14 protein-coding genes are annotated in these 13,717 nt (G+C 55.4%); 7 read left to right on the top strand and 7 right to left on the bottom strand.

Annotated features, from left to right (window positions below; translation table 11 throughout):
* Positions 1 to 7: 7 nt before the first annotated feature.
* Genes V7Z75_RS06535 through V7Z75_RS06525 form a run of 3 tightly spaced genes read right to left on the bottom strand, consistent with a single transcriptional unit; the run spans position 8 to position 3,290 of the window.
* A complete protein-coding gene (locus V7Z75_RS06535) occupies positions 8 to 1,372 on the bottom strand; it encodes a sigma-54-dependent transcriptional regulator (RefSeq protein WP_334107827.1) in 1,365 nt (454 codons plus the stop codon).
* Positions 1,369 to 2,961: a sensor histidine kinase gene (locus tag V7Z75_RS06530; protein ID WP_334107826.1), complete on the bottom strand. Its 1,593-nt coding sequence runs from the start codon at positions 2,959 to 2,961 to the stop codon at positions 1,369 to 1,371. Before V7Z75_RS06530 ends, V7Z75_RS06535 begins: the two co-directional genes overlap by 4 nt.
* Positions 2,958 to 3,290, bottom strand: coding sequence for a PP0621 family protein (locus V7Z75_RS06525; protein WP_334108073.1), 333 nt, complete (start codon positions 3,288 to 3,290; stop codon positions 2,958 to 2,960). The genes V7Z75_RS06530 and V7Z75_RS06525 overlap by 4 nt, the downstream gene beginning before the upstream one ends.
* 31 nt (positions 3,291 to 3,321) lie before the next feature.
* On the opposite strand from V7Z75_RS06525, the gene V7Z75_RS06520 reads away from it, so the two are divergent.
* From V7Z75_RS06520 to V7Z75_RS06510, 3 genes are read left to right on the top strand one after another with little or no spacing between them, the layout of a single operon-like run.
* Positions 3,322 to 3,912 carry an RNA polymerase sigma factor gene (locus V7Z75_RS06520; RefSeq protein ID WP_334107825.1) on the top strand — a complete coding sequence of 197 codons (591 nt, stop codon included), beginning with the start codon at positions 3,322 to 3,324 and terminating at the stop codon, positions 3,910 to 3,912.
* Positions 3,909 to 4,283 carry a DUF3619 family protein gene (locus tag V7Z75_RS06515; protein ID WP_334107824.1) on the top strand — a complete coding sequence of 125 codons (375 nt, stop codon included), beginning with the start codon at positions 3,909 to 3,911 and terminating at the stop codon, positions 4,281 to 4,283. Before V7Z75_RS06520 ends, V7Z75_RS06515 begins: the two co-directional genes overlap by 4 nt.
* Complete coding sequence (locus V7Z75_RS06510; protein WP_334107823.1) at positions 4,265 to 4,705, top strand: DUF3106 domain-containing protein; 441 nt, start codon at positions 4,265 to 4,267, stop codon at positions 4,703 to 4,705. Before V7Z75_RS06515 ends, V7Z75_RS06510 begins: the two co-directional genes overlap by 19 nt.
* Before the next feature lie 54 nt (positions 4,706 to 4,759).
* Here V7Z75_RS06510 and lptG read toward each other — a convergent pair whose 3' ends face one another.
* Together lptG and lptF are read right to left on the bottom strand one after the other, a co-directional pair.
* Positions 4,760 to 5,830 carry an LPS export ABC transporter permease LptG gene (gene lptG, locus V7Z75_RS06505; protein ID WP_334107822.1) on the bottom strand — a complete coding sequence of 357 codons (1,071 nt, stop codon included), beginning with the start codon at positions 5,828 to 5,830 and terminating at the stop codon, positions 4,760 to 4,762.
* A 6-nt stretch (positions 5,831 to 5,836) separates the two neighbouring features.
* Complete coding sequence (lptF, locus tag V7Z75_RS06500; protein WP_334107821.1) at positions 5,837 to 6,922, bottom strand: LPS export ABC transporter permease LptF; 1,086 nt, start codon at positions 6,920 to 6,922, stop codon at positions 5,837 to 5,839.
* 93 nt (positions 6,923 to 7,015) lie between these two features.
* On the opposite strand from lptF, the gene V7Z75_RS06495 reads away from it, so the two are divergent.
* Genes V7Z75_RS06495 through V7Z75_RS06485 form a run of 3 tightly spaced genes read left to right on the top strand, consistent with a single transcriptional unit; the run spans position 7,016 to position 9,508 of the window.
* On the top strand, positions 7,016 to 8,506 hold the full coding sequence (locus V7Z75_RS06495; protein ID WP_334107820.1) for a leucyl aminopeptidase: 1,491 nt from the start codon (positions 7,016 to 7,018) through the stop codon (positions 8,504 to 8,506).
* 6 nt (positions 8,507 to 8,512) lie between these two features.
* The gene (locus V7Z75_RS06490; RefSeq protein ID WP_334107819.1) at positions 8,513 to 8,941 is read left to right on the top strand and encodes a DNA polymerase III subunit chi; all 429 of its coding nucleotides are present in this window, start codon (positions 8,513 to 8,515) and stop codon (positions 8,939 to 8,941) included.
* A 15-nt stretch (positions 8,942 to 8,956) separates the two neighbouring features.
* On the top strand, positions 8,957 to 9,508 hold the full coding sequence (locus V7Z75_RS06485) for a hypothetical protein (protein WP_334107818.1): 552 nt from the start codon (positions 8,957 to 8,959) through the stop codon (positions 9,506 to 9,508).
* On the opposite strand, the gene gcvH is transcribed toward V7Z75_RS06485, so the two are convergent.
* Positions 9,505 to 9,876 (bottom strand): glycine cleavage system protein GcvH, encoded by a 372-nt coding sequence (gene gcvH / locus V7Z75_RS06480; protein WP_334107817.1) that lies wholly within the window; start codon positions 9,874 to 9,876, stop codon positions 9,505 to 9,507. The two genes, V7Z75_RS06485 and gcvH, sit on opposite strands and share 4 nt — an antisense overlap.
* 179 nt (positions 9,877 to 10,055) lie before the next feature.
* On the opposite strand from gcvH, the gene pbpG reads away from it, so the two are divergent.
* The gene (gene pbpG, locus V7Z75_RS06475; RefSeq protein ID WP_334107816.1) at positions 10,056 to 11,081 is read left to right on the top strand and encodes a D-alanyl-D-alanine endopeptidase; all 1,026 of its coding nucleotides are present in this window, start codon (positions 10,056 to 10,058) and stop codon (positions 11,079 to 11,081) included.
* A gap of 69 nt (positions 11,082 to 11,150) precedes the next feature.
* On the opposite strand, the gene topA is transcribed toward pbpG, so the two are convergent.
* A complete protein-coding gene (topA, locus tag V7Z75_RS06470; RefSeq protein ID WP_334107815.1) occupies positions 11,151 to 13,697 on the bottom strand; it encodes a type I DNA topoisomerase in 2,547 nt (848 codons plus the stop codon).
* Between the last annotated feature and the right edge of the window lie 20 nt (positions 13,698 to 13,717).

Below are 13,717 nucleotides of genomic sequence, written 5' to 3'. Positions count from 1 at the left end.
GGGGCGGTCAGTCATTGTCTTTGCTCAAGCCAAGCTTGCTGAGCCGGTAGCGGAAGGTACGGAAGCTGACCCCGAGCAACTTGGCGGCGGCTGTCTTGTTGTTCTGTGTTTTTTCCAGGGCGTTAAGGATAGCCTGTTTTTCCAGATGTTCCAGATAATCAGGCAGCGGCATGTTTTCATCTTCCAGTGAATGGGGCATGGATTCTGTGCTGACAGCGGCATCCTGGTCCAGTAGCAGGTCGTCGGCAGTGATGGTGTGGCCGTCACAAAGAGCGAGCGCGCGTTCCAGCACATTTTCCAGCTCACGCACGTTGCCTGGAAATGTGTGTCTGGCCAGCATCTGGCTGGCTTCTGCCGAGAGGGTGGGAATGGGGCGGCCTTCTTCCCGGCACTGCATGGCCAGCAGCGTATCGACGAACAGAGGGATGTCCTCACGCATGTCGCGCAGGGCCGGCAGTTTGAGTTCAATGACGTTGAGGCGGTAATAAAGATCCTGGCGAAATTCCCCACGCTCCATGAGGACGGCGAGATTCTTGTGCGTGGCGCTGATGATGCGGACATCGACGCTTTCCTCCTGTGTGCCGCCCACCATGCGCACTTTCTTTTCCTGGATGGCGCGCAGCAGCTTGACCTGCATGCTCAGCGGCAGGTCGGCTACCTCGTCCAGAAATAATGTGCCGCCTTTCGCCGCATGGAACATGCCTTCCTTGTCGTGTGTGGCCCCGGTAAAGGCGCCTTTCTTGTGGCCGAAGAACTCGCTTTCCATAAGATTTTCGGGAATGGCGCCGCAGTTGACGGCGATAAAAGGGCCGTCGCGGCGAGAGCCGTGATGGTGGATCAGTCGCGCCGCCAGTTCTTTGCCGCTGCCGGATTCGCCGCTGATATAGACAGGCGCCTGACTGCGCGCCAGTTTTTCTATCATGCTGCGCACCTGCTTGATAGCGCCGCTGTTGCCTATCATTTGCAAAGTGTCCTGGGCGCTGACTGCCTGCTGCTCTGCAGTGGAGAGTTTGAGCGCGGATTGCACCAGCGGGCGCAATTGCTTGAGTGAGATGGGCTTCGTGAGATAGTCGAAAGCCCCGGCCTTGAGCGCGGAGACGGCATTTTCCGCGCTGCCATAAGCTGTGATCACGGCGACGGGCAGGCCGGGATGATGCTGGGCAATATGTTTGACTAGGTCCAATCCGCTGCCGTCAGGCAGGCGCATGTCGGTGAGGCAGAGGCCATATTGGCCGTTTTCCAGCAGATGCAGGGCTTCGGTAAGGTTGCTTGCGCTATTTGCCTGGATGTCCATGCGTTCCAAGGTCAATACCAGGAGTTCGCGGATATCGGTTTCGTCATCGACAACCAGACAGGTGGGAGAAACGCTCATGCGGATTCAGTTTTCTCAATATGGATAACAAACGAGCAACCATGCTCGACGGCAATATGCTCCAGAGTGGCGCCGTTAGCTTCGCATAGTTCGCGGGCTATATAAAGGCCGAGGCCGGTGCCGGTGCTTTCAGTAGTGAAGAAAGGCTCAAACAGGTGTGATCGCGCGCTTTCGGCAATGCCCTTGCCATCGTCGCGCACTTCGATCAGCCATTGTCGCGCCTCGCTACGCAATGACAGGATGAGGCTGCCGTCATGTTGCTGGCTGTGGCGCCAGCCGTTGCGGCAGAGGTTCCATAGGACCTGGTGCAGGTGACGGTGGTCGAACAGAATGACAGGTTCCAGCACGTCTGTGTCGAGCACAAAACCCTGGGGGGGGATTTTCTCCACTTGGTGAAAGTGGTCGTGGAATTCGCGCAGGAAATCTGTCAGGCGGATTTCCTGTTGACGGGTACGGTCGCGGCGGTTGAGTTCCAGCACTTCCTTGATCATCTGTTCCATGCGCTGCACATTGTCGCTAATGATTTGCAGCATGCGCTGATTGGCGGGAGCCATGCACTCATCCTCCTGCATGAGTTGTGTCGCATGGCTGATGGCGCTCAACGGATTGCGAATTTCATGGGCGATATTGGCGGTAAGGCGGCCAAGCGCGGCAAGCTTGAGTTGCTGCGCCTGGGTTTGCACCTGGCTCCAGTCTTGAATGAAGATTACTGTGCCTTGGGCGTAGCTTTCTCCTACCGGCATGAGTTTGAGGCGCAAATCGCGCTTACTCAAACTGAGCTTGATCAGGCCTTGCGGTTTGTCATCGCCATGCTGTTGCAGTAGCAGATTGGCCAATTTGGGCGCATATTCCTTTAGAGGCTGGTTATTGCGGACCTGTCCCTCTACCTCCAGCAACAGGTCTGCTTGCCGGTTGCGGTGGCGCAGATTGAGAGCCTGATCCACGACAATAACGCCATCGTCCATTTCCTGTGTGATCAACTGGTTGACCTGGGCGAGATTCTCCAGGTCGATGCCGCGTTGCGAAGCCAGTTGCGCATGCTGCGAGGCGCGTTTGCTGAAGCTGTGCGCCAGCCATGCGGTAGCAAAGCAACTGACACTGAGCATGACGGCATGGGAGTAATCACCGAAATCCTCATTCCAGATCAGCATCTGGTAGCTTTGTTCCAGCAACAAGCCGATGCTGGCGATGGCGGCATAGAACAGCGCGAGCCGCCCCTGGCTGATCAGGCTGGCCGCGGCGATGGTGACGATGAGTAATAGCCCAAGGCCGCTTTTGATGCCGCCGCTGGCATACATGAGCAGAATGATGAAGCTGATATCCAGCAATGTCAGCAAGGTGAGCTGGATGCTGAAAGCGGGTTTGCGCCACAGGTTCAGGCAAAGTGCGAGGCAGCCGAAACTAAGGTAGGCCAAGGAAAAACTGAGATACAGGGTGGCATCATAGTTGAGCCAGATGCGCGTGTCCTGGAGCAGCGCGTATGAAGCGATAAATATGCCTGCAAGCAGGATGCGGTAACTGCCGAACAGGACGAGCGGGCGCCAGAAATTGGGCGCTCCGGTATCGACCTGGATTTGTTGCCTGATCATCGCTGGTGCTGCTGGCGGTGCGCTTCAGAACAATAATGCAGTGAACCTTCCTTGATGCTCTCGTTTTTCGGCAGATGAATGTGGCAGTGGGCGCATTGCACCATGTCTTCCGATACGCTGGGCGGAGGTGGCGGTTGATCAACTGTGTTGCGGTAACGTTTGAGCATGAAGTAGATCAACGAAAAGAGAATGGCCAGTGATAGTAGTTTAATCATGATGCTCAAATAAGCAGATGGAGGATGGGCCTGATTGTAGCTAAAAGCGCCCGAGGTAACAAAATCAAACCTGATATACTCGAAAAATAGCGAAGTGTCAGCAGGATAGGGCACTAAAAGCAATCAGGCACATCCAATTACTTCAATGGCGAGCACACAGGAACTTTCAGATTTTTTAGCGCGGGTTGAGCGTCGGGCATTCAAGCAAACGGCCTATGCCGTGCGCGATGACCATGCCGCGATGGATATTGTCCAAGATGCCATGCTCAAGCTCGCGGAAAAATACGCAAGCCGACCTGTGGAAGAATATCCCATGCTGTTCCAGCGCATTCTGCAAAATACCATGAAGGATTACTGGCGGCGGCAGAAAGTGCGAGACCTGTGGACGACCTTGCTTTCTTCCTTGGGCGTGAATCCGCATGACGATGAGGAGCATGATCCGCTTGAAACCATGCCATCAGGACGCGATGGCGACGATCCACGGCAGCAATACGAACAACAGGAAACACTTTTGATTATCGAGAATGCGATAAAAAGCCTCCCGACCCGTCAACGAGAAGCATTCATCCTGCGTTATTGGGAAGAAATGGATGTTGCTGAAACGGCGGCAGCCATGGGATGCTCGGAAGGCAGCGTCAAAACGCATTGTTCTCGAGCTGTTCATGCATTGATGGTGTCACTTGAAAAATATGGGTTGACTAGAGAAGTACTCGACAAGGTCGGGAGCAAGCGATGAATCAGGAACAACGATTTGTACAGGCAATTGTCCATCAACTGGACGAAACGACAGAGAAACTGACGCCGGAGATAAAGAGTAACCTTGCTGATGCGCGACAGCAGGCTGTTATGCGTATGGCTGCGCAGGCGTATGGACATCAATCGCTGGGGAATGGGCTGGTGGCGTTTTGCAGCAGCTATTTCTTTCAGCATCAACGCATCTTGTCACTAACAGCCCTGACCGTGGCTGTTTTGTTGGCTTTTATTGTCACCCAGCAATTGACGGGGCATGGCCATGCAGAGCATGGTGATGCCTTTTTGCTGGCTTCTGAACTTCCCCCCGAGGCATATCTTGATCAAGGTTTTTATTCATGGTTAAAACAGCAATAGCAGCCAGCCTGTTATTGCTTGTTACAGCTACGGCAGCAGCGGCTGAAAAGGAATCGACGGAGCCTGGTTGGGCGCAATTGACGGAAAGCCAGCGTAAGGTATTGGCGCCGCTGGCGCAGGAGTGGGATATCCTGCGTCCATGGCAGCGTGAGAAGATGCTGGATATCGCCCGGGATTATTCCAAGATGACGTCTGAGCAACAGCAACGCGTGCAGAAGCGCCTGTCGCACTGGAGCCGCATGACGCCCTATGAGCGTGAAAATGCACGCAAGAAATACCAGACCTACCAGAGCATGACGCCTGAACAGAAAGCAGATATGCGCAAAAAGTGGGAAGAATATCAGCGCTTGCCTGAGGCCAAACGGGAAACGCTGCGGCGCCAAAATCCAGAAATGGATACTGACCTCGAATATCTGGATTAACTATCCACGCTATGGATTTTCTTGGATATGGCTGAGTCCCAGCCATATCCAAGTTTATTTATGTTCTACCCGGTACAGCATAAAGATGCCTGCCGCCATGAACAGCAATGTCGGCACCACAGCGCTGAACAACGGCGACCAGTCGTTGAGTAACCCCAGGTGTACAAACACCCGGTTCAGCACCTGATAGACAATCCCCAGCATGATGCCGGCAAAAATCTTGGTGCTTGCCGTGCTGGAGCGCTGTTGCAGGAAACCAAAAGGCAATGCCAGGATAACCATGACCAGGCAAGCCAGCGGATAGATCATCTTGGACCAGAGCGCGATCTGGTGGCGCGAGGTATTCTGTTTATTGCTCGCCAGGTGGTTGATGTAGAAGTAGAGGTTCCAGGCTGACATTTTCTCCGGCACTACCAGCAATACATTTAATAATTCCGGACGGATCAACGATTGCCAGGTGGCAACCTGGAAAGTATTGGTGCGGATTTTCTGGTCTTCAAAATGGGTCTGCGTCACCTGGTGCAGGTTCCAGTTCTGGCCGTCAAAATTCCCTTTTTCCGCATTGCTGATCGTACGCAGGCGGAACTCGTTGTCGAATTCATAAATATTGATATTCATGAGCGATGCATCTGGCAGAACGCTACGCACATTGACGAAACTGTTGCCATCCTTGACCCAGAGCCCGGAGCGGAAATCCTGCGCGATGACGGAGTCGGTGGCCTGGATGCGCAAGCGTTGCGCTGATTTCTCGCTGAGCGGCGTAATGAATTCACCTATCACGAAAGTGATGATGGCGAACAGCAGCCCGACTCGCAGCAGCGAAAAGGCGATTTTACGAATGGAAATGCCGCTGACGCGCAGGATAATGAGCTCGGAATAACGCGAGAACTGACCCAGCGCGTACATGGTGCCGACCAGAACTGCAACCGGGACGACTTCGTATACATGGCCAGGCGCGCTGAGCAGGACAAATAGCAACACCTTGCCTAGACTGTAATTGCCTTTGCCCAGGCTTTCGAGTTCCTGGATCAGGTCGAAGAAGGAAAACATGCCCAGCAGCGCCAGCATGATCAGCATGATGCTGGAAATGATTTCTTGGGCCAGATAGCGATTGATGAGTTTCATGACGGGCTACCTACGCCATAAACGCGGCAGGAATGGCAATTGGAACAAACGGCGGTAGAACATCCAGAAGGTCAATAGCAGGAAGAAGGCATGTACGGGCCACAAACCGATGATCGGGGAAATCTTGCCCTGGGTCAGCCACGCCTGCATGATGCTGAGCAGGTTGTTGTAGACGATATAGATCAATAATGCCAGCATCAGGTTGGCAGAGCGGCCTGAGCGCGGATCGACGAAACTCAGTGGAATTGCCAGCAGGATCAGCACGAATGCCGAGATCGGGATAGCCATGCGCCATTGCAGCTCTGCATTGCTGTCCAGGCTGTGCTCGTTGAGCAGCTCCATGCTGCTCCTGGAATGGGTGTTGGGGGGGTGCTGCTGTACTTCGGCAGGCTGGATGCGGATGGCATAACGCTCGAATTCAGTAATCGAGTATTCCGCAGTGTTGGGTGTGCCTTCATAGCGGCGGCCATTCTGCATGACCAGGAAATTGTCATTGTTTTCGGCAGTTTCGCGATGGCCGCGCGCGGCCACGATGATGCCCAGCTTCTGGTGCTGGATGGATTGCACGAAGATATTCTTGACGATGTTGCCGAGTTCGTCGAAGCTTTCCACGAAGAACACGCGGTCAGCCTGGCGCGATTCCTTGAATACGCCAGGGCTAATGGAAGAGAGCTCGTCGCGGCTTTTCAACTGGTCGCGGAATTCGGCGCCCTTGTTGGTGGCCCAAGGCGTGACAAATAGGCTCAGGAAGGCAATGACGATGATGATGGGCATGCCGAAGGTCAGCACAGGGCGGATCCAGTTGGACAAGCCTTGCCCGGCGCTGAACCAGACCACCATCTCGCTGTCCCGGTGCCAGCGCGACAAGGTCAGCAGTACCGCAAGGAACAATGTGAGCGATAGCATCATGGGCAGGAATTTCAGCATGCTGAAACCCAGCAATACATTGATGGCATCGCTTGCCAGGCTGCCCTTGGCTGCAATGCCGATGTAATATGCTACCCGCTGGGCAATGACGATGCCGAACAGTATCAGAAAGCCGCCAATAGCAGTCGTGACCAGCTCTTGTAATAATGAGCGTTTGAAGAGCATGTTAAAGAAACAGGCGGTCCAGATTCCGTAATTGAGGTTGATTTACCGCAAAAACGCGGGATAATTCAGAAGGTTTTACTTAAGGATCAAGGAATGGAATTTAGCATAAAAAACGGCAATCCGGAAAAACAGCGTAAAGATTGCGTGGTAGTCGGTGTATTCGAAGCACGCAAGCTTTCCGAGGCGGCGGTGGCGCTGGACCGGGCATCTGACGGTTATCTCGCCAACATCCTGCGCGCGGGCGATATGGATGGAAAACCGGGTTCTACCCTGCTGTTGCATTCTGTTCCCGGCATTGCCGCTGCCCGCGTGCTGCTGGTCGGGCTGGGCAAAGAGCGCGAGCTCAACGAGCCCCACTATCGCAAGGCTTTACGCGCATCCATCAAGGCGCTGGGCAATCTTCAGGCTGCCGAAGCGGCAACCTTCCTGGCGGAAGTGCCTGTGAAGAAGCGCGATGTCAGCTGGCGCGTGGCTCAGCTGGTGGAAATCGCCGAGGATAGCACTTATTGCTTCGATCGCTTCAAGAGCAAGCCAGCCGATAGCAAAAAAGGCGTGGCCAAGCTGCAGGTGCATGTCGCGCATAAGGATGAAGTGACTGCGGGAGAAGCTGGGCTCAAGCAGGGCAAGGCGCTGGCTTCCGGTGTCAGCCTCGCCAAGGACCTCGGCAACCTGGCCCCGAATTACTGCACGCCGACTTACCTGGCTGAGCAGGCCAAGTCGCTGGTCCAGAGCCATGGGCTACAGGTGGAAGTGTTGGAACAGGCCGACATTGAGAAACTGGGCATGGGTTCCTTCCTCGGCGTTACCAAGGGCAGCGTACAGCCGCCCAAGCTGATCGTATTGCAGCACAAGAAAGGCAAGAAGAACCAGAAGCCCGTGGTGCTGGTGGGCAAGGGCATCACCTTCGATACCGGAGGCATCTCGCTCAAGCCGGGCGCGGACATGGACGAAATGAAGTACGACATGTGCGGTGCGGCCAGCGTGCTTGGTACGTTCAAGACCATTGCTGAGCTGGGTCTGCCATTGAATGTCGTGGGCATCATTCCGACTTGTGAGAACATGCCTGACGGTAACGCGACGCGTCCTGGCGATGTGCTGACCAGCATGTCCGGCCAGACCATCGAAGTGTTGAATACTGATGCCGAAGGCCGCCTAATTCTGTGTGATGCATTGACCTATGCAGAGCGCTTCGAACCACAAGCCGTAGTGGACGTGGCGACCTTGACCGGCGCCTGCGTGATTGCGTTAGGCCATCATGCCAGCGGCTTGTTCAGCAACAAGGATAGCCTGGCGGAAGAATTGCTGCAGGCCGGTAACGAGGCGCAGGACCGCGCCTGGCATTTGCCGCTCTGGGATGATTACCAGGGACAGTTGGACAGTAACTTTGCCGATATGGCGAATATTGGCGGCCGGGCCGGGGGAAGTATCACTGCGGCTTGCTTCCTCTCCCGTTTCACCAAGAAATATGATTGGGCCCACCTGGATATTGCTGGCACGGCTTGGAAATCAGGCAAGGAAAAAGGGGCAACTGGACGCCCGGTACCGCTGCTGACCGAGTTTCTCCGGCAACGTGCAGGGCAGTAAGGCGCCATGACGCGGGTAGATTTCTTCTTCAATGTATCAGACAAGGTTTTTCACGTGGCTGACCTCAGCAGCCGTGCCGTGCAACGCGGGCGACGGCTGATGATACTGACTTCTACCCAGCAGTCTGCGGAGCAATTGGGCGATTTCCTCTGGAGCAATCCGCCCACGGGATTTTTGCCGCATTGCCATGCCACGCATCCGCGTGCGGCGGAAACACCGGTGATTATCGACTGGCGCCATGACCAGTTGCCGCATGACGATATCCTCATCAACCTGGATAACCAGCATCCTCCTTTTTTCAGCCGGTTCCGGCGTCTGATCGAAGTGGTCGGGTTGGAAGAGGCAGACCGCGCTGCGGCTCGCGAACGGTATCGTTTCTATCGGGACCGTGGCTATGAAATCAAGACCTTTGATGCCAATGGCGCTGCTTTGTGATGAAAGGAAATCTCCATGAGTGATCAGACTCAAGATGAACTGGCACTGGTGCTGCGCCGCATCAGTTCACTGAGCCGTCCTTTACAGCCTGAGCCTTTAGCGGATGGTATTCCGGTGTTGACCGACATATATCAAGGGCGTGATGCCTTCAGCGCGGTAGAGATCGAGCAATTGCTTGCCGCCTACTATGACAGTAAGGCCGGAGACAGTACTACTAGGGAGCAGTCGCCGCAGATCGAGCCGGATTCAACATTTACCGAGAGCGGACAGCTTCAGCAGGCTGCAGGTATCAAGTTTTTGCCTATAGACGATGGTCAGCCGGCGGCTGATGCAGAGCGTCAACATGCGTCATGGCATGCGGAATCGGAGCAACACCAACCTATGCCGGAACACCAGGAATTGGCCGAGGCGCTGATTGTGGATATGCAACCCCTGATTGCGCAAGCGATTCATGATGCCATGGTCCGGGAAATGGAAGCATTAACTCCCCGGCTCAGCGCCAATGTGGAACAGGCGCTGGCCGAGCGCTTGCAGGAGCGCGTCGCGCAAGCCCTGAAAGGCCATTAACCCAGCAGCGCTTTATATTCGCTGGCGCTCAGCAGGCCTGTGGGTTCAGCGTCGGGCTGGAATGAGAAAATCCAGGCGGCATAAGGGTCGTCATTGATGTTTTCCGGTGTGCTTTGCAGGGCTTCATTGATGGCGAGTACGGTGCCATTGAGCGGGGCATGCAGATCCGAGCCGGTCTTGACCGATTCCACCAGTCCGCAAGGCTGGCCTGCAGATAACACGCTGCCCGGTTTGGGCGCCTCCACGTAAACGATGTCACCCAGTAAATCCTGTGCATAGTCGGTAATGCCTGCCAGCCACTGTCCGTTTTCATCCTGGCGTACCCAAAGATGTTCAGCGGTATATTGCAGATGCGCGGGGATATTCATGAAAAGCTCGAAAAAATAATATGGGGTTATTGTCGCATAAACTATCCGGCTACGCGCAAGGCGGCAGGAGGGTTGAGAGGCAGTGTTGAGAAAAACGATAAACTTTCGATGCTATGTGAATGACAGATCAATATTTTTTATATAATATTGCCTGACCATTGGACGGGGATGGCGCAATCATGACACGAAAAATCACATTACTACTGGCCATGCTGACATTGTGCATGCCGCCAGTATTGAGCTATGCCGCGGAAAAGAAACCGCAGAAAACCGTGGTCAGCAAGACCAAGGCCAAAACTACCAAGAAAGTCGCGGCGCAAAAGAAAACCAAGGCTGCAGCAAGCAAGAAAAATGTCGCCAGCGGTCGCATTATCAGCACGATCCGCTCCAATAGCGCGGTGGCTGCTACAGCGCCGGCAAGCGTGTTCAAGGATGAGGGCGGGCATTTGCAACTGGCATCCAGCAAGGCCATGATCGTCAATCAGAATTCTGGCGAGGTGCTCTATGCCAAGGGAATGGATCAAGCGGCACCGATCGCTTCCCTGACCAAGCTCATGACAGCGATGGTGGTGCTGGATGCGCGGCTGGATATGGATGAGCAGATTCAGGTGACGCGTGAGGATATCGACACCCTCAAGGGAACCGGTTCGCGCATGCCGATCGGTGCGAGCTTGACGCGCGCGGAAATGCTGCAATTGGCATTGATGGCGTCCGAGAATCGGGCGGCATCTGCCTTGGGGCGGAATTATCCAGGTGGCATGAATGCATTTGTGGCAGCCATGAACACCAAGGCGCTGCAGCTAGGCATGCTGCATTCCCGTTTTGCCGACCCTACCGGCCTCAACAGTGCCAATACCTCCACCGCGGAAGACCTGGTGAAGATGGTGCGCGCAGCTTACCAATATCCCGATATCCGCCAGGTATCGACCAGCACCTCCTATTCCGTGCCAGTCAATGGTGCGCGCGCGCCATTGCATTATGTGAACAGCAATGTGCTGGTGCGCAACAGCGATTGGACGATCGGGTTGTCCAAGACCGGCTATATCAATGAAGCAGGACGTTGCCTGGTGATGCAGGCCGAAGTCGGCGGACAGCCGTTGATCATTGTGCTGCTGGATTCCTTCAGCAAAAATGCGCGGGTGGGTGATGCGCAGAAAATCCGCAGATGGATAGAAAGCAGCAACAGTTACCGCCACGAGGGCTAGTTGAGAATTTCTCCAGCAATAAAAAAGCGGCTTGAAGCCGCTTTTTTATTGCCATTCACATGGTGAGTGCTATTCAGCTTCGTCGTTAGCAACTTTTTTCTTGCGGGAAGTCGTTGCTTTTGCGCTGCTTGTTTTCTTTGTGGTTGTCGCGGCCTTGCTCGCCCTGGTAGTTTTCTTGGCAGGTGCGTCCTTGGCTGCCTTGGCGGCAAGCAGTTCCAGCGCCTGTTCCATGGTCAGGCTTTCCGGCTCCTGGCTCTTGGGCAAGGTGGCGCGCAGCTTGCCGTGCTGCACATAGGGACCGTAACGTCCGGAGTAGATGGCGATATTGCCGGTGCCGTCCGGGTGCGAGCCCAGTTCCTTGATCGGAGCCGCTCCGGCGTTAGCTTGTGCCAATAGCTCAACCGCGCGCGCCATGTCGATGTCGAACACGCTCTCACTCTTGGGAATGGACTTGAATTTGCCATCGTGATTGACGTAAGGGCCGAAGCGCCCGATATTGGCGACAACCTTTTTGCCGGTTTCCGGGTGCTGCCCCAAGTCGCGTGGCAATGCGATCAGCTTCAGTGCCGTGTCCATATCCATGCTGGCAGCGGAGATTTCCTTGGGGATGCTGACGCGCTTGGGCTTTTTCTTGCTGTCCGCCTCTGGCAGGCCGATCTGCAGATAGGGGCCGTAAGGGCCGTTCAGCAGCAGGATATCCTTGCCGCTCTCAGGCTCCTGGCCGATTACCGTAGGTTCGTTGCTATTAGTGCTGGCGCTCGGATTGCGGATGTAATCACATTCGGGATAGCCGGAACAGCCAATGAACTTGCCGAAGCGGCCCAGGCGCGACTGCAATGGCTTGCCGCATTTTGGGCAGGGCTCGTCCAGCGCTTCCACGCCAGGACGTTCCACGTTGCTTTTCTCGTGAATCTGGTTGTTGAAGCCCTGCCAGAATTCGTTAAGCACGGGAATCCATTCGCGCTCGCCCTCGGCAATGTCGTCGAGCTCGTTTTCCAGGTTGGCGGTGAAGCCGTAATCGACATAACGCGTGAAATGCTCGGTGAGGAATTTGTTCACCACGCGTCCCACGTCGGTGGGCATGAAGCGCTTCTTGTCCAGCAGGACATATTCGCGGTCCTGCAAGGTGGAAATGATGCTGGCATAGGTGGAGGGGCGGCCGATGCCGAACTCTTCCAGGGCCTTGACCAGGCTGGCTTCCGAATAGCGCGGTGGCGGCTCGGTGAAGTGCTGATCGCCGAAGATTTTCTGTACAGCCAGCACTTCGCCGGTTTCCAGGTGTGGCAGCTTGCTTTCGCCTTCCTCTTCCTCGTCGTCCACGCCTTCCATGTAGACGGCGATAAAGCCTGGGAACACCAGGGTCTGGCCGGTGGCACGGAACAGGTTCGCCTCGCTGCCTACAGATAAATCAATGCTGACTGCATCGAACTTGGCTTGGGTCATCTGGCAGGCCAGCGCGCGCTTCCAGATCATTTCATACAGCTTGAACTGCTCGTCGCTGAGGAAAGTACGCATGCTTGCCGGAGTGCGCGTGATGTCGGTGGGACGGATGGCTTCGTGTGCCTCCTGTGCGTTCTTGGCCTTGGTCTTGTACATGATCGGCGACCTGGGCAGGTAGTCGGCGGCGAAGTTCTGCTTGATATAGTCGCGAATCTGCATCACGGCTTCGGCTGCAAGGCTGAAACTGTCGGTACGCATATAGGTAATCAGGCCAGCGGTGCCGCTGCCGATATCGATACCTTCATAAAGCTGCTGCGCGACGCGCATGGTGCGGCTGGTGGTGAAGCCCAGCTTGCGCACGGCTTCCTGTTGCAGGGTGGAAGTAGTGAATGGCGCTGCCGGGCTGCGGTTGCGCTGCTTTTTTTCCACGCGGGTGACAGTGGTCTTGCCCGCGCTGGCGGCCAGCAGGCGCCCGACGATCTCCTGCTGCTGTTCCTGGTTGGTGACGGTGAATTGCTCTACCTTCTTGCCGTCAAGTTGCACCAGTTTGGCATCGAACACATGCTGGTGCTTGGCGGATTCCAGGTGGATGGTCCAGTATTCCTGGCTTGTGAACGCCTCGATTTCCAGTTCGCGCTCGACGATCAGGCGCAAGGCAGGGCTTTGCACGCGCCCGGCGGAAAGGCCGCGGCGGATTTTCTTCCACAATAGCGGGGAAAGATTGAAGCCGACGAGGTAGTCCAGCGCGCGGCGCGCCTGTTGCGCGTTGACCAGCGGCATGGAGATGTCGCGCGGTTCATCGATCGCATGCTGTACCGCGGATTTGGTGATTTCATGGAACACCACGCGTTTCAGCAGCTTATCCTTGAGCAGCCGCTTGCTCTTGAGGATTTCGGCGATGTGCCAGGAAATGGCTTCCCCTTCGCGGTCCGGGTCGGTGGCGAGGTAGATGGCGTCTGCCGTCTTGACCGCTTTGGCAATCGCATCTACGTGGCGCGCGTTGCGGTCGATCACTTCGTACTTCATGGCGAAGTCGGCCTCGGGGTCCACCGCACCTGTTTTAGGAACCAGGTCGCGCACATGCCCGTAGGAGGCCAGGACCTCGAAATCCTTGCCCAGATATTTCTTCAGGGTTTTGGCCTTGGAAGGTGATTCAACGATCAGCAGTTTTGACATGGACACACGATTTGTGGGAT

Source organism: Methylobacillus sp. (genome assembly GCF_036844465.1).
Lineage (GTDB): Bacteria > Pseudomonadota > Gammaproteobacteria > Burkholderiales > Methylophilaceae > Methylobacillus.
The sequence above is the reverse complement of the archived record's forward strand: the minus strand, read 5'-3'. Positions and strand labels throughout refer to the sequence as shown.